We start from the raw sequence: 20,832 nt of genomic DNA on the forward strand, positions 1-20,832 counted from the left end.
TTCCAACTGACACGAGCAATAGCGAGGGAAGTATTTTTTATATTATTTTATTTTGAATTATTTTACTTAACTATAAAATTATCATCACTCTTTTTTTATAGTGAAATGAGATATGTATATATATTAAATTTTTTAAAAAAATTATAAAATTATAAAAGAAAATATTATATTAATACCATCATAAAAAAGGAGGAAAACTATGGCAAAAAGTAGTTCAAAATCATCATCTGATGTGGAAAATGCAAAATTTATGGTAGCAAAAGAAGCGGCAAATCTTATAAAAGATGGAATGATTGTAGGCCTTGGTTCAGGCTCTACTGCAAATTTGTTCATAAGAGAGCTCGGAAGAAGAGTGGTAGAAGAGGAATTAAGTATATTTGGAATACCAACTTCATTTGAATCTAGAATGCTTGCTATTCAATATGGAATTCCTTTGGTTTCACTTGATGAATATGGTGAAATAGATATTGCTGTTGATGGTGCTGATGAAGTTGATAAGGAATCACTCTGTCTTATAAAAGGGGGCGGAGGATGCCATACAAGAGAAAAAATAATAGATTACTGTGCAAAGGAATTTGTGGTTATGGTGGATGAAAATAAGATTGTAGATTTATTGGGCGACAAAACACCAGTTCCATTAGAGGTTTTACCTTTTGCATATTCCACCGTTTTAAATGAATTATTAAAAAGAAATGCCGCACCATCAATAAGAATGGCTGATAGAAAAATGGGCCCAGTAATTACAGATAATGGAAATATGATTATAGATGTATTTATTGACCTAAAAAATCCCGAAGAAGTTGAAAGAGAATTAAACAATATTCCAGGAGTTATAGAAAATGGAATATTTACAAAAGTAGATAAGGTTCTTGTTGGAAGCCCAAAAAAAGTTAAAATATTGAGTAAATAATTTTAATTATATTTTATATGTTTTTATATTCTTAGGTCATGCAATTGGTTTCATTTGTTTCAAAGTATATCATTTGATAGTTCAAATTAACCAATTGATTTATAAGTCTCATTGCTGGTTTCGTTGCCGTCCCCAACTCGACTTATGGGGTGAGACCCGCACCCTCCTACCCGCTACTGGATTCGCGGTTCGCTTGCGTTAGCAACGACATAAAACCTTTCGGTTTTAAGTTTTCCTTCGCTACTCGACGAAAATCTAAAAGATTTTCGGGAGTCATCGAATTCTTCGAATTCGATTCGACGCTTGGAAATGCAATGAAATGCGAAGCATTTCATCTAATTGCTTACTTTGTATAATTTTTCATTTAAAGTCGGAAGAAATAGTATTAAAGTGATACTTACTATAAAACATAGTTCGTAATAAGTATTTAAAACTTATGGTATTATTATTTAACAATATTTGAAACATTTGGTTAAAAGTGTGTATGATATTTTTTAGGATAGAATATATTATTGGTGGTTAAATGGAAAGTCTTTTGAGTAAAAGCCCGGGCACATATACCGTTGTAAAAATAGCAAGCCCATGCAAAAAATTCCATGAGCTCGGCATAATTCCTGGTTCTAAAATAACAGTGATTTCTTCAAATAAAAGGGGACCTATACTTGTAAGAATAGGAAATTGCAAAATAGCCATAGGAAGGGGCATGGCAAATTCTATACTTGTGGAATAATCTTATATATTATAATAATTTATTTAATCATAATTAAACATTTTAAACTCACTAAAATATATGGGGAAATATATGAATAAATATATGAATAAATCGAAAACTGTAAAATCAAATATTTTTAAACTTGACAAAACCCCTTCGAGGTTTTATAAGTTCGACAAAAACCAAAGGAATTTGTCTCAATCAGCGAATCCTTTGGATTCGCTTCGAAAACATTTAAACCATATTTTAAAATATATTATTAAACACTCATGCTCCTGCTGTTCAAATAAAGATAGGTGTGAAACATACATAAAATATTATAAAGAAAAAGATAATAATAGATGAATAGATGAAATGGTGTGAAAATGGGCAATAATAACAACGATAATAAAAAAATAGTGGCACTTACTGGTCAGCCCAATGTTGGAAAAACCACATTATTTAACTCACTCACTGGAATGAGGCAGGAAATAGGAAACTGGCCAGGTGTGACTGTTGAAAAAAAGGAAGGTCTGTTAAAATATAAAAACGCAGAATTTAAAGTAGTTGATTTACCTGGAATATATTCTTTGATGTCTAATTCCATAGACCAGAAGATAGCCAGAGATTTCATACTTGAAAATAAGGATATAATAATTGTAAATGTAATCGACACCCCAAATATTAACAGAAATTTATATTTAACACTACAACTTATAGAGCTCGGCAAGTCTCCGATTTTATGTTTAAATCTTATTGATGAAGCTGAAAAATACGGAATAGTTGTTGATGAGAAAAAGCTCAGTGAAAAGTTAGGAGGATTACCAGTTATAAAAATGTCTGGAAGATACAATGTTGGAATACCAGATTTAAAGGAAAAAATTTATAAATATAAACCTAAAAAACCCTGCGAAATTACTTATTCTGAAATATTGGAAGATGCCATTGAAAAAATTGTTAAAAAAATAGAAGAATGCAAAAATTTGGAATTAGGTGAAAAATTCAAATCTGTTCCAAAAAGATGGCTTGCAATATCCCTGCTTGAAGGAGACCCCGAGGTTTTAGAAGAATTTAAAGATAAAAAAGAATTGTTAGCCTTTGTAAAAAATATAAAAAATAATATTGAAAATGAAATAAAACACGATATTGAAAGTTATATTGTTGAACAGAGATATAAAAAATCTGACGAAATTTTAAAGGACATAATGACTGAGAGCCAACTGCATGAAGATATCGACACAATAATACTTCATCCCGTTTATGGGTTTGTAATCTTTGGAATTGTTATGTATTTAATGTATAGTTTTGTATTTGGGTTTGGAGATTTCTTCTCTGGATATATCGGCATGTTTTTTGACTATCTTGGAGATTATTTGACAAAAATACTTCCAGCCACATATGCCGGATTTGTGGTAGATGGTGCATTGTCAGGAGTCGGCGGAGTATTGGAGTTCTTCCCACAAATTGTGTTAATAATGTTTTCTTTGGCAATATTGGAAGATTGCGGGTATTTATCAAGAGTGGCAGCTCTGATGCATGAGGTAATGTCGAAAATAGGACTTGGTGGAAAGGCATTTATCCCATTTATAATAAGTTTTGGATGTAATGTTCCTGGATTAATGGCTACAAGGTTTATGTCTAGCCATAGAGAAAGGCTTATTACATTACTTGTGGCACCTTTGATTCCATGTTCGGCAAGATTTGTAGTAATAGGATTTATGGCGTCCGTATTTTTCCCACAATATGCAACATTATTTACTCTTGGAATATTGGGAATCGTGTTTATCTTACTAGGGGCTGTTTCATATCTATTGGGTAAATTAATAAAAGGAGAACCTGAGGAGTTTATATTTGAATTACCGCCATATAGAACACCCGACTGGAAAAATATTTTAAAAATAACATGGGAAAGAAGCAAGGCATTTCTAAAAAAAGCAGGAACCGTTATTGTGGCAGGCTCTCTTGCATTTTATGGGCTGTTGAATTACCCAAGCATTGACAACAGCTATGCAATTGCAATAGGTAAAATATTAGAGCATATTACTTTATGGATGGGCATTGATTGGAGAGGGGTTATTTCCTTGATGTTTGGAGTTGTCGCAAAGGAGCTCGTAGTATCTACAATGAACATAGTTTATGGTGGTGAGGTGAGCTCCGCTTTAACACCATTGAAGGCCTTTGTTTTCACTCTTGTATCTGTTCTGTATATTCCATGTTTAGCAACAGTTGCGGCACAATATATGGAAACAAAAAGTTTAAAATGGACTTTATTTGGCGTAGCATACAATATATCCTTGGCAACGGTAGTTGGTATCGTCATATATAATATTGGAAAACTTCTTGGATTCTAAGGAAATAAAAAAATTAAAAAAATTAAAATAGAATGAGATATAAATAAAATAATAACTAGGTAATTAAAATAATTAAAATAATTAAATAATAAACAAATTTAATAAAATAAATATTAATTTTTATTTTGTTTCATTTTAGTTCATTATAATGGGGATAGTATGGATAAAAATGATATATACGTGGTGGTTCCGGCATACAATGAAGAAGAAATGATAGGAAACACTTTAAAAAAATTAAAAGATGAAGGCTATAAAAACATAATTGTTGTAGATGATGGAAGTAGGGACAATACCTACAACATAGCAAAAGAAGAGGGAGTTATTGTTTGCAAACATATTATAAACAGGGGATTAGGCGGAGCTCTGGGGACAGGCATAAAATGTGCATTGGAGTATAATCCAAAGATAATAATTACATTTGATGCCGATGGACAGCACGACCCAAGGGACATTGAAAAGGTTGCAAAACCTATTTTGAATGAAAATTACGATGTTATAATAGGAAGCAGGTTGATGGATGAAAAAGAAGTAAAAAATATGCCAAAGATAAAAAGAATAGGAAATTGGGGTTTGAATTTCTTAACATACTTAATGGGCGGACATTTTATTACAGACAGCCAAAGCGGTTTAAGGGCATTTTCCAATAAAGCCGCGAAGATACTAATAAACCAATTAAAAAGTAATAAATATGAAGTTTCTTCTGAATTTGTTGTTTTAATCAAAAGAAATAATTTGAAATTTAAGGAAATCCCTATAAAAACGATATATACAGATTACTCTATGGCTAGGGGAACAAATGTGATTACTGGGTTTAAAATACTTGTAAAGCTTATAATTCATAAACTGATTTAAAATAACATTGTTAATACCACATAACACTACAACATAATATGTGATAATATGAAATACTTATTAATTTACTCTACAAAGGATTTAGCTGGGATGAACATTAAAAACAATCTGAATAATTTAAATTTAGATGATTTAAAAGAAAATATCTATTTTTTTGAAACCGACAAAAAACTTACGGAGCTCTCACAGAAAGACCTACCAAACGATTATGACTATTATATTTTTCTATCAAAACACAGAAGTGAAAGCAAAAAACCAACATTAACAGTCCATACTTCTGGAAATTTAACAACTGACAATTCACACGGCGGAAATATTGAAGAAATATGTCCATGTGATGGAGTTTTAAATTCTCTTTTGCTTAAAAATATTTCTAAATACAACAATTTAGAAGAATATAGTCAATTTAATTTTGAAGTGTCATTTGAGGCAGTTCATCATGGACCTACTGATTTAAATGTTCCATCGGTATTCGTTGAAATTGGAAGCTCCGAGAAAGAATGGGAAATTAAAGAAGCTGGGGAAATAATTGCAAAATCAATTATAGACACAATTAAATCCATTGAAAATAAAAATTATAATGTCTTGGACAAAGTTGTTGGATTCGGTGGAGGGCATTATGCTCCGAGATTTACAAAATTGGTATTGTCAAATAAATGCTATGTGGGATATATTATTCCAAAATATGCCAAACTTTCTGAGAAGGTTCTTAACCAAATACTAATTAAACAGGATTTTGATTATATATTGTTTGATTGGAAGGGACTTAATAGCGAGGATAAAAAAAGATACATAGAATTTTTTGAAAAAAACGATATTTTATGGAAAAAAGTTAAAGATTTATGTTAATATAAATATAATGTGATATCATGAGAGAGATTCTTACAAAATTTAAAAAAGGAGAATTAACCTTAGAGGAAGTAGAAAAAAAATTAAAATTATTTCATCTTGATGAAATAGAAAAGCTATATAATCTGGATTTTAATAGAAGAAATAGGACAGGAGTTCCAGAGGTGGTTTATGGAGGAGGGAAAAAAACAGAGGATATTGCAGAGATTCTCCTTAAACTTGCAGAAGACAACGGCACGGCACTTGCAACTAGGGTAAATGACATTGAAAAAGTGGTTGAATTATTAAATAATATGAAAGACATTGATGAATTTACTATCGATGTTAATGAAATGGCAAAAACAATATCCCTCACAAAAAAGAATTATAAAATTGACAGCATTGGAAAAATCGGAATAATTACAGCAGGAACTTCTGATATTCCCGTGGCTGAGGAGGCAAAAGAAGCCGCAAAATTAATGGGATGTGAGGTATTAACTGCTTATGATGTTGGAATTGCGGGGATGCACAGAATTACAAAACCATTAAAAAAAATGATAGATGAAGATGTTTGCTGCATAATTGTAATTGCAGGTATGGAAGGAGCTCTACCATCAGTAGTGGCGTCTCTTGTGGATGTCCCAGTTATTGGAGTTCCAACCTCAACAGGATACGGCGTAAAAGAAACTCCACTTCTTACAATGCTTCATTCCTGTGCCCCAGGACTTGCGGTAGTAAATATGGATAATGGTTTTGGTGCAGGAATATTTGCAGGATTGATGGCTTATAACATATATAAACGGTTGAATATTTCAAATTCTAATGGAGATTAATAGGGGTCTGTCCAATGTGAGAGCGTTGGTTAGTAAATGCTCACATTGGACTTGGGCGTCATCAACCTTATATCCCTCTGGGTTCATTGGGAGCATGTCATCAGTCTCCTCCCCTGTCATGGGGACCCCAACTCCACCCATCAATTCGACAATTTGTTGGATGTTTTAACATGTTTAAAAGAGGTTTAGGAAAGTCTTGGGGTTGATTAGATTGACACTATAAACTATGCATGAAAACACTATATAAACATTTCGAAAACTAAATGCTCCCATACACTCACAAATACTCACAAAAAACTAAACAGTTTTAAACGGCAAGAATTTGGGATATACTTATTATAAAAAATATTTTAAGGGAACGAAAATGAGCACCAAAGTTATTGAAGGAACTTTTTTGAAAATAGGCGAGGATTGCGAAGAGTTAAATAAAAGCTTGCAGAATTTTAATGGATACATGAGGTTATCGATAAAGAAAGATAACGATTTTGAAGAGGGATATATTTTTTTAGAAAATAATGTGCCTGTGGGGTATTATTACAACTACAACAATACCGAAGCCTTTGGAAGTAAGGCAATTGAATATATCGAGGAAATGAAAAAAAATAGATGTATTGTGGAGTTATACCGATATGATGCAGGCAAATTAAACCTAATGAAAGACTTATTTAAAGAGATGTTTTTAGATAAATCCGAATTAAAAGTAAAAAAAGCAAATCACGAAAATGAAAGCATGGACGAAAAAATACATGAAAGCCAATCCTCATGCAAATATCAAAAAATAATATTGGACATTCCCAGCGGAAAACCCTTAAAAATGGGGATAAATGGAGATTATAAAGAATATTTGGAAGGTTATAGATTATTAGATATATTTAAAAAAGACGATGGTGGATTTAAAAGAGCCTACATTGTATATTATAACAAAGAGCCCATTTTGGCTGCTTATGAAGATAACAATGGAGTGTTATTTGGAAATGACGCAGATATATTTATTAAGGAGCTCTTAAATAATTTAGATGCAATAATAGATATATATGAATATAATGTTGAAAAAGTAAATATCTTAACAGAATATTATCCACATATTAAATTAAAAAAGGAAAATCTAGAACATGATGAAAACAAAAGTGGGTCAGATGAAGAGAATTTAGGGGAATTTATATCTGACCTATCTAAGAAAAAAGAAATGCCCCCTACTACGGATGAAAACGATGAACCATTATGTAAAGAAGAACTTCTAAAAAAACTGGGGATACATGCACCAAATGATGATATGATAGATAACATTATTCAAAATGTTCTAGTTCCTGATGCGTATGAATTAAAAAACATGGAAGATGATTTAAAGGAAAAAATTTCAGAATTTTTAAAAAATCAAAAGGATATCCAAAATTTTTTAATAAATATCTCACTAGAATATAATCAAAGATACATCTGCGAATGCAAAATCAAATTAGAACCTAAAAAAAGATTTGGGATTATAAAAAGGGAATTGGATATACCATATATAAAAGATGGGATATATAATATATTAAACAACTACATTATAGACCTGGATTCAAAGGTATCTATCGAGTTAGTATAGGGTGTGTGTTTTATGGAGCTCATATATATATTTGTTATAATGTCAATTTTAGGATTTTTTATTACATTCTCAGTCTGGAAGATATACAAGTTGGAAAAATCTAGGCGGGAACAGGAACAAAAAGAAGAACTTGAAAACGAAATTATAGAAGGATTACTTGAACTAAAAAAACATACGGTAAAATCAAATAATAAAAAATTATCTGATAAATATGATTTACTAGAAATAGCTTTTGAAAATGATGTATTGGACATAACCATAGCTAATGAGGAGGGTTTACCTATTGTATCTACACTTAAAGACCCTGATGAGGACTCTGCACAATACAGTGCATTATTTCAAAATGTCAATAAATCACTAAATAGCAATCTGTTAAAAGTAAGTATTAAATGTGAAGAGGGATATAGATACATATTACCTATTGTTAAAAATAATACTTCATTATATGTTATCGTTAGCTCAAATATCGAAATTGATTCAATCAACGAAAAGAAATTAACAAAAGATATATTAAATATTCTTGACAGATACATTCCGAATTAAAAAGAAAAGGCAGATGATGATGTTATCCCCGGCTGATTATGATGAGAAAATCTTAAAAAACTGATGCCTTATTTTTATATAAATACTAAGTTTTAGATTTTGTTGGTCATTTAGTAGATTACCTTCTTTTTTAGCAAACATTATAAAGTCATTAATTTAAATAAATCGATTAAAAATGATAAAAAATAAAAAAATAAAAGAAAACAATTATAATCTTTCAGCAAAAGCAAATTTTTGTTTTACTGATGTGATTTTAATTGTGAGTGTTTCTCCTTTTGTAGTGCTAGGGACGAAAATAACAAATCCTTCGATTCTTGCTATTCCGTCACCCCCTCTTCCTACATCTTCAATTGTTACATCATATTCTTTTCCTTCAACGACAGGAACATTTCTTTCATTTTGTCTGTATTCGCCAAAAACCATTTTATTCACCTAAGTAGAAATATATTTATTTATTCACCATATTTATGGTTAATTATAACTTGGTTTTATAGTATATAAACCTATCTATTGTTTATTATTTGAAACAATAAAATATATACCGCCAATACGGGCATTTATCGGCATTTGTCCGCATATATCGCATCTAAAAAACCAAAGTGTCTCTATTTGTCGAATATACTTTCAATTTATGGATATATGGATTATGAAAAAAAAGCCTTAAATATTTAATAATAATTACCTATAATGATATTAAAAAAGATTAATGGTGATTTTTTGATTAGTGAGATATTTTCGTCCATTATGGGGGAAGGAAATTTCATTGGAAGGAGATACATTTTTGTTAGATTTAAAGGATGTCCTCTGAACTGCATATACTGCGATGAATATGTAAAAGATAATATTCCATGCAGAGTTGAAGAGATTCCTGGAAGTGGAGAGTTTAAAGAATGTCCCGATATAGAAGATAAGTTAATTGATGTGATAGGTAAATTAAAAACTCCTGATTTATTTGCAGTATCATTTACAGGAGGAGAGCCTTTATTATATTCCAATGAAATAAAAAAATATTCTGAAATTCTTCATGATTTAGGTTATAAAACTCATCTGGAAAGCAATGGCATGTATCCCGATAGAATAAGTTTTTTTGACTATGCTTCAATAGATATAAAGCTTCCAGAACATTTTAATGATATAAAAATCGAAGATTACGAAAAACTCTATAAAAACGAATTAAAATCCATAAAAAAACTATATGACTTAGGTTCTAATGTATATGCAAAGATAGTAATTATGGAAAATACAGATCCAGTGGTTATAGGAGATATTGCAAAGGATTTATCCGATATTGGAAATATTATGTTATGCATACAACCTGTGAGCTCATGTTTAAATGTCAAATCCCTGCCCACTCAAAAGAAATTATTGGATATTATGGAATTATGCGGAGCTCACCTAAATGACAATGTAATTTGCACTTCACAGATGCATAAATATCTGGGCATGTTATAAAAAAATAAATAAAAATTAAATTGGGAAATGATTATTTGGTTTCCAATACATAAGCCCCAGGACCTAATTTTGTGTAGTATATTGGGCAATCCCAAGTTTCTTTAAATATTTTTTTAACTTCCAAAACATATTCTTTTTTAGGTAATGATATAATTGCAGGACCTGAACCACTTATTGTAATTCCATACACTAAATCTTTTACCTTTTCCTTAACTTCTGAGTATCCATCTATTAATGAAGCCCTACATGGCTCAACCACAGCATCCTGCATCATGTATTTTCCAAAGAGCTCTATGTTGTTGGTATGAAGTGCATAAACCATTCCGCATGCTTTTCCTACATTATTCACCATATCCTTTATAGGAATCTCTTTTGGAACAATCTCCCTTGCCTCTTTTGTGGATATTTGTATGTTTGGGAGAGCTACGAGCACTTCAAATTCCACAGGAGTATGGAGCACTTCCAAAGGTTCGTAATTAACAACCATTGTAAATCCACCAAATATTGCCGGTGCAACATTGTCTGCATGTGGAGCTCCTGCGGCAACAGCTTCACCTAATGATGCGTATTTGGTGAGCTCTAATTTTGAAAGTTTTAAATTAAACAATTCATTCATTGCCACAGCAACTCCTGCACAGGATGCGGAACTACTTCCCAATCCACTTCCTGGTTTTATTCCTTTTTCTATGTGAATGTGGATACTGTCGTTTATATTGAAATCTTCCATCATCTTTTTAGCCACAACTCCCGCAGTGTTTTTATCCACATCTGTTGGAATCTCCTCGCATTTCTCTCCTTCCATGGATATGGTTATTTTCTCATCATCATCTGTTTTCATAATTGTGATGGTGTCATAAGGTTCATAAAGTGCCAATCCAAAAACATCATATCCAGGACCTAAATTTGCAGAAGTCCCGGGAGAACATACTTTAACCATTTTCATAATCTCACCTAATATATAATGCATTAAATAATAATTATAATAAATCATATGTTGTTAATAATATATAATATATTATATAGGGGGTGGCAATTATGAAAAGATGGAATTTATCTTTTAAAAATCTGATGATTCCAGTATGGTAGTTTTTAAAATCCCCTTAAAACAGGCTGTATATTATCTTTATTTTAATAAAATTCAGCAAACCGAATTTAAAAACTCTTTTATAGTTTAAAAATAATAATTTATCATAAATATCTTTTTTGGTGATATTATGAAAGGGGGAGCTCTTGTTTTAATTAGTATATTTATATATTTAGTAGCATTTTGTGGATGTATAGACAATAGTAAGGATAACGGAAATACGATAAATAAGATAAATGAATTTAAGGTAGTTCCAGCAGACGAGGCGACATTTAAAGAATTTGTTAGTAAATCAACAGCTCATAGTTATGAATACTACAATATACTTGGTGGATTCAATACTGCATCAGGAAGAGTAAAAGCTTTACCCACAGCAGAATTAGGTATTTCCGCAGATTCAAATGGCGTAGAGCGACATTCTGAAACCAATGTGCAGGTAAAAAGCGTAGATGAAGCAGATATTGTAAAAACTGATGGTAATTATATTTATTTCACTCCACCGGGAAGTTATCACATTATAAAAAATTATCCGGAATATCCGCACTCTTTTGGAGTTGAAAAAACATATATAATAGATGCCCTTCCACCAGAATCAGCAGAGATTATTAAAGATATTTCAAATGGTGGTGTGCTTTACTTGTGCAATGACAATTTAATAATAATTGACTACAACAACGATGAGATATTAAACTACAATGTTTCAAATCCAAAAAATCCAAAATTAAAGTGGAAAATGGATTTAAATGGTTCCTATGTGGATTCAAGGGTTCATAATGGAAAGTTGTATTTGATTGTATCAAAATTTGATTATATAGTTTGTCCAATAATTTGGAATGGAGTAAAAATAAATTACAATAAATACTACATTCCAATAGTTCCAGATGTTATATCAAGAGATTTCGATAGAACATATATAATCTCTTCAATAGATGTAAATAGCGGAAATATTGAAAATACAATTGCTACATCGGGAACCTACTATACCACAACATACATGTCAAAAAACAACATTTATTTCACCTATCATTTAATACCCAATGAAAACATACTGTTTATCAACTTCTTAAAGGAAAACTCCAATAAATACTTCCCAAATAGCACTGCCGTTTTAATTAATAAAGTTCTGAGCTCTGAGCTCTTTGGTGATGAAGCAAAGTATGTTGAAATTAGAACAATATTGGATGCATATTTCAAAACCCTTCCAAGTGAAGAGAGAATGAATTTAATAAATAAAATAAACAAGGACTATGAAATATACCTTGAAGAACACTGGGAAGAGCTGGAAAAAACTGGGATAATGAAAATAGATATAAATACCTTTGAAGTTAAAAGTGGGAGCGTTCCTGGAAGATTGATAAACCAATTTGCAATGGATGAATACAACAACAATTTAAGAGTTGCCACAACAATAGGGAACTATTGGAAATTTAGAGATAAAATGACAAATAATTTGTATATTCTTGATGATGAGCTAAATATAAAAGGAAAACTTACCAATCTTGAAAAAGGAGAGCGGATATACGCTGTTAGATTTATGGGGGATACTGCATATATTATCACATATAAAGAAACTGACCCATTGCTTGTAATAGGTTTAAAAGACCCTAAAAATCCAAAACTACTTGGGGAATTAAAAATTCCTGGATATTCAACATACTTGCATCCAATAGGAAACAATAGACTTATAGGCATAGGAAAGGGCGATGATAGAAAACTAAAAATATCGTTATTTGATGTGAGCGACCATACTAATCCAAAAGAAGTTGATAAATACAAACTTCCTGAATATTGGTCCCCTGCTCTTTACAACCATCACGCATTTTTATGGGATAAAGATAAGAATATAATGGTAATACCTGTGGGAGCTCATGTTTATATGTTCAAAATAGAAAATGATAAAATAACAATGAAAAAAGACGATAAACACAAATCAAATGTTTTAAGGTCATTGTATATTAACAATTACATATACACATTCTCAAACGACGAAATCCATATAATCGATGAAAACAGCTGGAATACAGTTAAAAAGATTGGATTAAATTGATAATTTTTTAATCGAACCGTAGATTCGAGCTATAAAAAATCCCTTTGGATTTTTATTCAATTTTATTTTAAATATTTATTTAAATACCCTCTTGGAGTAATCATTTTATTATCTACTATTTTTGTGTTTGAGTTTCCAATTATTAAGGTGGTGTTCATATCGATATAATTCATATAATCATCTAAATTGCTTGTTAAATCATTCAAAGTGGTTATTTTATATTCTTCTGAATCTCTTCCAGCATTTTTAACGATTCCAATAACATAATTTATTTTTCGTTTTTCTGCATAATTTTTTATAACATCCAGAGTCTTTAAAAATGGCTCTTTTCTTGATTTACTTAATGGGTTATATATTGCAACAACAAAATCCCCTTCCAATGCACATTTAACTCTGTTTAATATAACTTCCAATGGTGTGAGCAAATCACTTAAACTAATTACGCAAAAATCATGATTTAGCGGAGCTCCTAATATTGCCGAGCATATGCTTGCAGATGTTAAACCACTTATTACTTTTATGGGGACATCAATATTGTTTTTTTCTCGGAGCTCATAGGCAAGGGACGCCATGCCATAGATTGTAGCATCCCCACTTGATACAAGTGCGACATCTTTATCTTTCGCTTCATTTAGAGCATAACTTGTTCTATCAATTTCTTTTTTCATTCCAGATGTGTAAATTGGCTTGTTAAATCGTTTTATAAATTTTTCATAACCTTTATAGCAGACAATTAAATCGACATTGTTTAAAATAGCCTCTGCCTCTTCTGTAAAAAAATCTTTATTGCCCGGTCCTATTCCAACGATATAAAGCATAATATCACATAATTTAGATTCCATAAGAAGAAAATATATTCAATAAAATAATCTTAATAAATGGTAGCTGTGTCAGACAGTGCTGATGTCGTCATCCTGAATAAATGATTTTTATTTATTCAGTCAGTGGGGGTAACTCTCATCATCCACAAATTAATATTATAAAAATAGATATTTAAAGGTATCGAAAAATCCGAATAATGAAATCAGGGCGAAGCAGAGAGCAATAAATTCCGAAGATTTTTGTTTTAATCGGAGCTCCGAAGAAGTATCATATAAATAATTTTACAATGTTCTTCACTTGGTTCTAAATGTTAATTATGTTCAGTATTTTCCGAACTTTCATTCTCGGGCTTTTTGGGAATTATAAAACAGGCGATAATATATAATAGAAGTCCAGCCCCCCAATATAAGGCAATAATCGCCCATAACAATCTAACAATCACTGGGTCTATATTTAAATACTCTGCAATACCACCACATACTCCACACAACACTTTATCGGTATCTGATTTATAAAGTCTTTTTTTAACATTAGTCATGCGTATGCCCTCCAATGAAACATATGAATATAACTTCGAAGTAGTTTATTCTATTAATATAGTATTGATAAATTATTTAAAATAAGAGACAATATATATCTACAACCTATTTGATTATTAGATGTTTTATGTAATTAGTGTATCATTTTATTTTTATTTATTATTTATATTTTCTGATTTATTAATATAGAGGTGAAATATTGATACTTTTAGATGAAAACACAAAAGCAATAGTTCAAGGAATTACCGGAAAGCAGGGAAGTTTCCATACAAAAAACATGCTTGAATGTGGAACAAACATAGTTGCAGGAGTAACTCCTGGAAAAGGCGGAACAGAAATTTATGGAATTCCAGTATATGATACAGTTGCGGAAACTGTTGAGAAACACGGTGCAAATGCCTCAGTAATATTCGTCCCTGCACCATTCGCAAAGGATGCAGCCTATGAAGCAATTGATGCAGGTATTGAACTTGTTGTAATTATTACAGAACATATTCCAGTCCATGATACAATAGACATACTTAACTATGCAAAACATAAAGGCGTTAAAGTAATTGGACCAAACACTCCGGGAATTGCATCCCCAAAGGTTGGAAAATTAGGTATCATTCCTATGAAAGTTTTAAAAGAAGGAAGGATAGGAATGGTTTCAAGAAGTGGGACCTTAACCTATGAAATTGCAAATGAATTAATAAGCAATGGATTTGGGCAGTCATCATGTATAGGAATAGGAGGAGACCCTACAATTGGTCTTGGATATATTGAAATACTTGAAATGTTTGAAAATGATGAAGATACAGATGCTATTGTAATGATTGGAGAAATAGGAGGAAGTAATGAAGAAATAGCCGCAGAATATATTAAAAAAATGAAAAAACCAGTGATAGCATATATTGCAGGTCAGTCAGCACCAGAGGGAAAAAGAATGGGACATGCCGGAGCAATTATTGAGAGGGGTGTGGGAACAGCAGAAAGTAAAATGAATACATTAAAAGATGCCGGAGCTCATGTTGTAAAGAGGATTTCAGAAATACCATCGGTATTAAAAGAAGTGTTATAATATTATAATTTGATTTTTTAAATTATATCTCTTAATTGGCAAGTTCTTAGAGAAATAAAATGGATTTACTAAAAAAGTTTTTAAGAAAATTTGTAAATTCGCTGATTAATCTGCCTACATAAATTTATTAATTTTTTATAATAAGGATGATTATTCAACATATATTAAGAATGAAGTAAAATTAATTTTAAAAAATTATTTTATGTCTTCTTATTTTATGGTTTAATTCTCTCTTCCCAATAATATCTCCAAAATAGCACATATACTTTTATTTTTTCCAAATGATTATTTCAAAAAAATAAAATGGACTGGGCGGGATTTGAACCCGCGGCCTCCGCATAGCCAATGCGGCGATCTCCCAGTCTGATCTACCAGCCCTATAACACGTGACTTCTAAGTGATTAATAATATATAAAATTTTTGGTTTGCATATGATAATAAGATAATAAATGATGAATAATGTTGGTTATATATAATTATATAAAAAGGGAGGGGGATTATGAAAATACATAGTGAGGATTTTGATGTCATAATTATTGGAGCAGGTCCAGCAGGACTTTTTGCCGCGTATGAGCTCGCAGAAAATAGCATGTTTAAGATTTTGATAGTTGAGAAAGGTTTTGATATAGACAAAAGAATATCTGACCTACTCCAACGAGTGAACTCGTTGGGTTCTCGCTTACGGTAGTAAGCGAGCAACGAAATCACGAAGTGATTTCGTCTAATTTTAGTAGGGTTTAACCCTACACGGGTGGCCAAGCCCACTACCCCTACCCATTAATGGGTTCAGGGCTACCTTTTGAACTTCCAACCACTACCAGCGGTAGAGTTTTCACTAACCCTACCCATAGATACTTGGACTGGTAGCGTTACTTACTATTAATCTTCTCATATTTATATTTTACTACTTACTAGCCGATATAATGTCCGCCTCTCATCCAATCTCATAAGAGATTTTACAAAACTATGTTTTGTATAACGATTAAAATCGTTGGCTTTCTCGGCGGTTTATCGTAAGTAGGGAGGACGAGATTTTTAAAATAAACACAATATATATCATCGTAGCCACGGGGAGGGCTGGGGCAAACTGGTTTCATGATGTGGCTAAAAAAATAGGTTTAAATGCAGAGTATGGTCCAATTGATGTTGGCGTTAGGGTTGAAGTGCCTGCAATTATATGGAGCTCATAACAAACATATATCACGACCCGAAATTTCATATATATACTGATACATATGATGACTTTATCCGAACCTTTTGCACAAATCCCCATGGTTTTGTTGTGTGGGAGATATATAAAGATTTTATTGGGGTCAATGGACACTCTATGAGGGATGAAAAAAGCAACAATACAAATTTTGCTCTTTTAACTAGAATAGAACTTACAGAGCCTGTGGGGGATACCACAGCTTATGGGATGAGTATAGCATATTTAGCAACTACTATTGGTGGAGGGAAGCCTATTATTCAAAGATTGGGGGACTTAAAAAGAGGTAGGAGAAGCACATGGTCAAGAATCGGCAGGAGTAGTATTGAATCTACATTAAAAAATGTCTGCCCTGGAGACATAGCCATGGCTTTACCCCATAGGATAGTTACAGATATCATTGAAGGACTTGAAAAGCTTGATAAAGTCATTCCCGGGGTTGCAAGTGATTGCACACTTCTCTATGCTCCGGAAATCAAATACTATGCAATGAAGGTAATAGTGGATGAAAATCTTGAAACTAATATAAAAAATATATTTGTTGTAGGGGATGGGGCAGGAATTTCGAGGGATATTACAAATGCAGCAGCCACTGGAATTTTAGCTGCAAGAGGAATTTTAAAAAAAGAGGGTATTTGTAATGATGCGGATTTTAAAAAAGAAGGCAATTGGAGAGAAAAAATAAATGGGTTGTAATTTTTAAATTATTCCATTATCATTTTTTTGTTTTTATATTCCACAACTACCTTATTACTTATTTTTTCTCCATTTATTTCAATTTCATCCTCTATTTTTCCAATAATATAAGCAGGGATATTGTGGTGATTTGCGATTTCAATGACCTTTTCAGCGTCTTCCTTATCAACCACTACGCAGAATCCTATGCCCATGTTGAATGTTTTAAACATTTCCTCGTCTGAAACATTTCCAATTCTCTGTATTTCTTTAAATATTGGAAGGGGCTCTGGAAGATTGTTAATTAAATAGACTACATTTTTATTTAACCTTATTAGCTTCCTAAATCCCCCTCCTGTGATATGTGCTAATCCTTTAACATCTACCTTTTTAATCATCTCCAAAACTGGTTTAACATATATTCTCGTTGGTGTGAGGAGCTCCTCTGCAATAGTTTTTCCATGAGGTAGTTCGTCGTTAATATCCATCTTTCCAATATCGAAAAATACCTTTCTTGCAAGGGATAAACCGTTGCTATGTATTCCGCTACTTCTAAGTCCTATAATCACATCTCCTTTTTTTACATCATTTCCAGATATTACTTTATCCTTTTTTACAACGGCAAGCACAGTTCCAGCTATGTCTATTCCTTTTACCATATCTGGAAGTGTTGCAGTTTCTCCACCAATTAAGTTTATATTGGATTCCTTTAATCCTTCGTTTAATCCTTTACCAATTTGTCTCGCTATGTCTTCATTTATATCCTCAACTGCCATATAATCCACAAGTGCCACAGGTTCTGCCCCTATACATATGGCATCATTTACATTCATGGCTATCATGTCTATGGGAACGGTATCAAATTTATTTGCCATTTCTGCAACAATCATCTTACTACCCACACCGTCGGTGCATAAAACTAAATAATAATCGCCGAATTCTATTGCCCCTGCATAGTGCCCTTTTAGTTCCTCTGCTGGTTTTATACTGTCAGTTCTTTTAAATGTTATTTGAGATACCAATGCCTTTATTATTTTGTCTTCTTTGTAAATATCTACTCCTGCGTCTTTGTATGATACCATTTTTTCACCATTTTAAAAGCAATTTTTCACAATATTGGGTGTAGTTATATATAGTTATATATTATTTATGGAGGTTGTTATTTTTCAAAAGTATGTTGTCTCCTACTTCAACTCCTACCATTTCAGCAATAGGGAGACATTTCGCCTTAAATATATAATATATTGGCTGTTCAATGTTGTATTCGGTTAAGCTTTCAAAATTACCCATACCTTTTGCTATTATCAAATCTGCTTCCTTAAATTCTTTTAAAAATTCTTCTGATGATTCCTCTAATCTAACACCTATAACATCACTTCCATTTGTAATTACTTTTGCAATCTTATCAATTCCTGCAATCTTTGCATCTTCAAGTGTAGCATCGTTTAGTATAGGAGCTCCTTTAACAGAAACTACGACATCGCAGTAATTTTTTAATTCCTCAATTAGTATTTTATCAAATACTACTTCACCTGCATTGTCGCAGATGTATAATATTTTATTTGCATCTTTTAAATCATTCAGCAGCTCTTTACTGCGGTCTATTTTTAGTTTCCCACTAAGTGTTTCTTCTATTTTTTTATTAATATCCATATCTGTGCTATATGGTCCAAAATCAATAACATTACCTGCTATGGATAGTTTAACTTTACATATTAGTCTATCTAATGGATTATCGTCATCGCATAGCTTTAACTCATCTTTCAATTTTTCCAAATAATTTAATGCTATTTTGTTTGCAGTATTTTTTAATCTTTTGTAGGGGTCAGGATTTCCACTTATTTTTTTTAGATATCTATGGACAGTAGTTCCCATCCATGCTGGAACAGCATCAGGCGTATAAGCCTCTTTTATACTATCCAAACATGATTTTATTATCTCAAACTGCCTTTTTTCATCATCTGATATTTCTTTTGCGGCATCCACAACTTGCCTTACAATACAGGTTGCACATTCTGGTTTAATCTTCAAGAAATCACCCTCTCTATGGTGGCTTTAAATAAAAAATCTTTAAATAAAAAATAATTGATAATTACTTAAACATTAATATCATTATCTTATTTAAATAAAATTAATGAAATCATCCTCCCAAGATAAACCATGCCAATACATCCAAAAACATTCAAAAGTATATTTATTATAAATTTTAAAGTATATCCTTCTTCAAGTAGTGAAAAGGTTTCATAACTAAATGTGGAAAATGTAGTTAATGCCCCACAAAATCCAGTAATAATTAAAAGTCTATATTCTGGTGGAATATCCAATGTTAATGAAGAATACATGATAAAACCAATTATAAAACTTCCAATTAGATTAACGGTAAATGTTCCCATGGGCAATCCAAATTTAACTGGAACAACGCCACTTATTATGTATCGCAATATTGCTCCAACGAATCCTCCAACACCTATTATTAAGAGCTCTCTCAAGTTTTCACCAATAAATATTTATATACCATGATGATAATATAACAGGGATGTAAAATGAATATATATTTACTCGTATGGTAAGGGCCCGTAGTTTAGCCTGGACAGAATGCGGGGCTTCGGACCCCGTGGTCGAGGGTTCAAATCCCTCCGGGCTCGTATTTTTTATAACACTCGTTTCTTAGGTTCCAAACCTTACGAAGTAAGGTTTGGACTTTGGATGGCAACCTTTTTTAAAGGTTGCGTTTGAATCCCTCCGGGCTCGTATTTTTATAATATTTTTATATCATATTTTATAAAATAATTTAATCATCATTTTTTATGGCTATTTTTAATACTTTTTCTAAATTATTTAAATAGGTAGTATAATCTCCCTCATTAATAACAACATAATCAGCCAAAGATATTACCTTTCCAATGGAAAACTCCAATTCTCTTAAATCCCTTTCAACAAATTTATCCCATTCTGATGTATCATCTTCTCTTTTTCTTGATTTTAATCTGTTAAATCGGGTTTTCGGTGAAGAATGTATTGCTATAATTGTTAATGGATGGGATTTTCTAAAATAATTAACCTCATACATACTTCGTATGCCCTCTATGATAACTATTTCTTCGTTATTATAATTTTCCTCTATATATTGAAGGCATGGAACTGCTACTGCCTCGTTTCCATACTTCTTCCTTAGTTCCACTGCTGTATTTCCTACATTTTCGGGATTTAATTCCAATCCCTTTTTCATAGTTTCACGACGAACTACGTCCCCCATAGAAATTACTGGTATATTGTATTTTCTTGCTATTTCTATTATTGCACTTTTTCCAGAGCCTGGCATTCCTGTGATACCTATCAGTTTCATGTTATCT

The 20,832-nt window shown here is 31.7% G+C and carries 21 protein-coding genes, 2 tRNA genes and 2 pseudogenes; 15 read left to right on the plus strand and 10 right to left on the minus strand.

What is annotated here, in order from left to right:
* Positions 1-199: 199 nt before the first annotated feature.
* The 7 genes from rpiA (at position 200) to larB (ending at position 6,465) form a co-directional block, all read left to right on the plus strand.
* The gene (gene rpiA, locus Mjas_RS01130; RefSeq protein WP_421077967.1) at positions 200-910 is read left to right on the plus strand and encodes a ribose-5-phosphate isomerase RpiA; all 711 of its coding nucleotides are present in this window, start codon (positions 200-202) and stop codon (positions 908-910) included.
* A gap of 523 nt (positions 911-1,433) precedes the next feature.
* The gene (locus Mjas_RS01135) at positions 1,434-1,640 is read left to right on the plus strand and encodes a FeoA family protein (RefSeq protein WP_421077968.1); all 207 of its coding nucleotides are present in this window, start codon (positions 1,434-1,436) and stop codon (positions 1,638-1,640) included.
* A gap of 72 nt (positions 1,641-1,712) precedes the next feature.
* On the plus strand, positions 1,713-1,967 hold the full coding sequence (locus tag Mjas_RS01140) for a hypothetical protein (RefSeq protein WP_421077969.1): 255 nt from the start codon (positions 1,713-1,715) through the stop codon (positions 1,965-1,967).
* Between the two features lie 20 nt (positions 1,968-1,987).
* Entirely contained in the window at positions 1,988-3,952 is a 1,965-nt protein-coding gene (feoB, locus tag Mjas_RS01145) for a ferrous iron transport protein B (protein WP_421077970.1), read from the plus strand.
* A 159-nt stretch (positions 3,953-4,111) separates the two neighbouring features.
* Positions 4,112-4,804, plus strand: a complete 693-nt coding sequence (locus tag Mjas_RS01150) for a glycosyltransferase family 2 protein (RefSeq protein WP_421077971.1) — start codon at positions 4,112-4,114, stop codon at positions 4,802-4,804.
* 48 nt (positions 4,805-4,852) lie between these two features.
* Positions 4,853-5,653, plus strand: coding sequence for a D-aminoacyl-tRNA deacylase (locus Mjas_RS01155; RefSeq protein ID WP_421077972.1), 801 nt, complete (start codon positions 4,853-4,855; stop codon positions 5,651-5,653).
* 20 nt (positions 5,654-5,673) lie between these two features.
* Positions 5,674-6,465, plus strand: coding sequence for a nickel pincer cofactor biosynthesis protein LarB (larB, locus tag Mjas_RS01160; protein ID WP_421077973.1), 792 nt, complete (start codon positions 5,674-5,676; stop codon positions 6,463-6,465).
* Here the strand turns inward: larB and Mjas_RS01165 are convergent.
* On the minus strand, positions 6,445-6,585 hold the full coding sequence (locus tag Mjas_RS01165) for a hypothetical protein (RefSeq protein ID WP_421077974.1): 141 nt from the start codon (positions 6,583-6,585) through the stop codon (positions 6,445-6,447). The two genes, larB and Mjas_RS01165, sit on opposite strands and share 21 nt — an antisense overlap.
* Before the next feature lie 244 nt (positions 6,586-6,829).
* On the opposite strand from Mjas_RS01165, the gene Mjas_RS01170 reads away from it, so the two are divergent.
* Positions 6,830-8,050: a DUF2226 domain-containing protein gene (locus Mjas_RS01170; RefSeq protein ID WP_421077975.1), complete on the plus strand. Its 1,221-nt coding sequence runs from the start codon at positions 6,830-6,832 to the stop codon at positions 8,048-8,050.
* Positions 8,051-8,062: 12 nt separating this feature from the next.
* Positions 8,063-8,593, plus strand: coding sequence for a hypothetical protein (locus tag Mjas_RS01175; RefSeq protein ID WP_421077976.1), 531 nt, complete (start codon positions 8,063-8,065; stop codon positions 8,591-8,593).
* Between the two features lie 207 nt (positions 8,594-8,800).
* On the opposite strand, the gene Mjas_RS01180 is transcribed toward Mjas_RS01175, so the two are convergent.
* Positions 8,801-9,016: a TRAM domain-containing protein gene (locus Mjas_RS01180; protein WP_421077977.1), complete on the minus strand. Its 216-nt coding sequence runs from the start codon at positions 9,014-9,016 to the stop codon at positions 8,801-8,803.
* A 294-nt stretch (positions 9,017-9,310) separates the two neighbouring features.
* Between Mjas_RS01180 and Mjas_RS01185 the strand changes: the two genes are divergently transcribed.
* Positions 9,311-10,045, plus strand: coding sequence for a 7-carboxy-7-deazaguanine synthase QueE (locus Mjas_RS01185; RefSeq protein WP_421077978.1), 735 nt, complete (start codon positions 9,311-9,313; stop codon positions 10,043-10,045).
* A gap of 31 nt (positions 10,046-10,076) precedes the next feature.
* On the opposite strand, the gene Mjas_RS01190 is transcribed toward Mjas_RS01185, so the two are convergent.
* Positions 10,077-10,988, minus strand: a complete 912-nt coding sequence (locus Mjas_RS01190) for a homoserine kinase (RefSeq protein WP_421077979.1) — start codon at positions 10,986-10,988, stop codon at positions 10,077-10,079.
* A gap of 271 nt (positions 10,989-11,259) precedes the next feature.
* Here Mjas_RS01190 and Mjas_RS01195 point away from each other — a divergent pair, with 271 nt between their 5' ends.
* Positions 11,260-13,176: a beta-propeller domain-containing protein gene (locus tag Mjas_RS01195; RefSeq protein WP_421077980.1), complete on the plus strand. Its 1,917-nt coding sequence runs from the start codon at positions 11,260-11,262 to the stop codon at positions 13,174-13,176.
* A 62-nt stretch (positions 13,177-13,238) separates the two neighbouring features.
* On the opposite strand, the gene cobJ is transcribed toward Mjas_RS01195, so the two are convergent.
* Positions 13,239-13,994 (minus strand): precorrin-3B C(17)-methyltransferase, encoded by a 756-nt coding sequence (gene cobJ / locus Mjas_RS01200; RefSeq protein WP_421077981.1) that lies wholly within the window; start codon positions 13,992-13,994, stop codon positions 13,239-13,241.
* A 314-nt stretch (positions 13,995-14,308) separates the two neighbouring features.
* Positions 14,309-14,536 carry a PspC domain-containing protein gene (locus tag Mjas_RS01205; protein ID WP_421077982.1) on the minus strand — a complete coding sequence of 76 codons (228 nt, stop codon included), beginning with the start codon at positions 14,534-14,536 and terminating at the stop codon, positions 14,309-14,311.
* A gap of 200 nt (positions 14,537-14,736) precedes the next feature.
* On the opposite strand from Mjas_RS01205, the gene sucD reads away from it, so the two are divergent.
* On the plus strand, positions 14,737-15,597 hold the full coding sequence (gene sucD / locus Mjas_RS01210) for a succinate--CoA ligase subunit alpha (RefSeq protein WP_421077983.1): 861 nt from the start codon (positions 14,737-14,739) through the stop codon (positions 15,595-15,597).
* Positions 15,598-15,901: 304 nt separating this feature from the next.
* On the opposite strand, the gene Mjas_RS01215 is transcribed toward sucD, so the two are convergent.
* A tRNA-Ala gene (locus tag Mjas_RS01215) sits at positions 15,902-15,975 on the minus strand.
* A gap of 121 nt (positions 15,976-16,096) precedes the next feature.
* On the opposite strand from Mjas_RS01215, the pseudogene Mjas_RS01220 reads away from it, so the two are divergent.
* Positions 16,097-16,217, plus strand: a pseudogene (locus Mjas_RS01220) (FAD-dependent oxidoreductase); the annotation flags it as partial.
* Positions 16,218-16,637: 420 nt separating this feature from the next.
* A pseudogene (locus Mjas_RS01225) lies at positions 16,638-17,500 on the plus strand (NAD(P)/FAD-dependent oxidoreductase); the annotation flags it as partial.
* 8 nt (positions 17,501-17,508) lie between these two features.
* Here Mjas_RS01225 and purM read toward each other — a convergent pair.
* The 3 genes from purM to crcB form a co-directional block, all read right to left on the minus strand.
* Positions 17,509-18,561: a phosphoribosylformylglycinamidine cyclo-ligase gene (gene purM, locus Mjas_RS01230; protein ID WP_421077984.1), complete on the minus strand. Its 1,053-nt coding sequence runs from the start codon at positions 18,559-18,561 to the stop codon at positions 17,509-17,511.
* Positions 18,562-18,622: 61 nt separating this feature from the next.
* Positions 18,623-19,510, minus strand: coding sequence for a damage-control phosphatase ARMT1 family protein (locus tag Mjas_RS01235; RefSeq protein ID WP_421077985.1), 888 nt, complete (start codon positions 19,508-19,510; stop codon positions 18,623-18,625).
* Between the two features lie 86 nt (positions 19,511-19,596).
* Positions 19,597-19,968, minus strand: coding sequence for a fluoride efflux transporter CrcB (crcB, locus tag Mjas_RS01240; protein WP_421077986.1), 372 nt, complete (start codon positions 19,966-19,968; stop codon positions 19,597-19,599).
* A gap of 81 nt (positions 19,969-20,049) precedes the next feature.
* Between crcB and Mjas_RS01245 the strand changes: the two genes are divergently transcribed.
* Positions 20,050-20,124: transfer RNA gene (locus Mjas_RS01245), tRNA-Arg, on the plus strand.
* Between the two features lie 146 nt (positions 20,125-20,270).
* Here Mjas_RS01245 and Mjas_RS01250 read toward each other — a convergent pair.
* A complete protein-coding gene (locus Mjas_RS01250) occupies positions 20,271-20,825 on the minus strand; it encodes an AAA family ATPase (RefSeq protein ID WP_421077987.1) in 555 nt (184 codons plus the stop codon).
* Positions 20,826-20,832: the final 7 nt, after the last annotated feature.

Origin of the sequence: Methanothermococcus jasoni (assembly GCF_049075655.1) — an archaeon.
Lineage (GTDB): Archaea > AGJL01 > Methanococci > Methanococcales > Methanococcaceae > Methanofervidicoccus.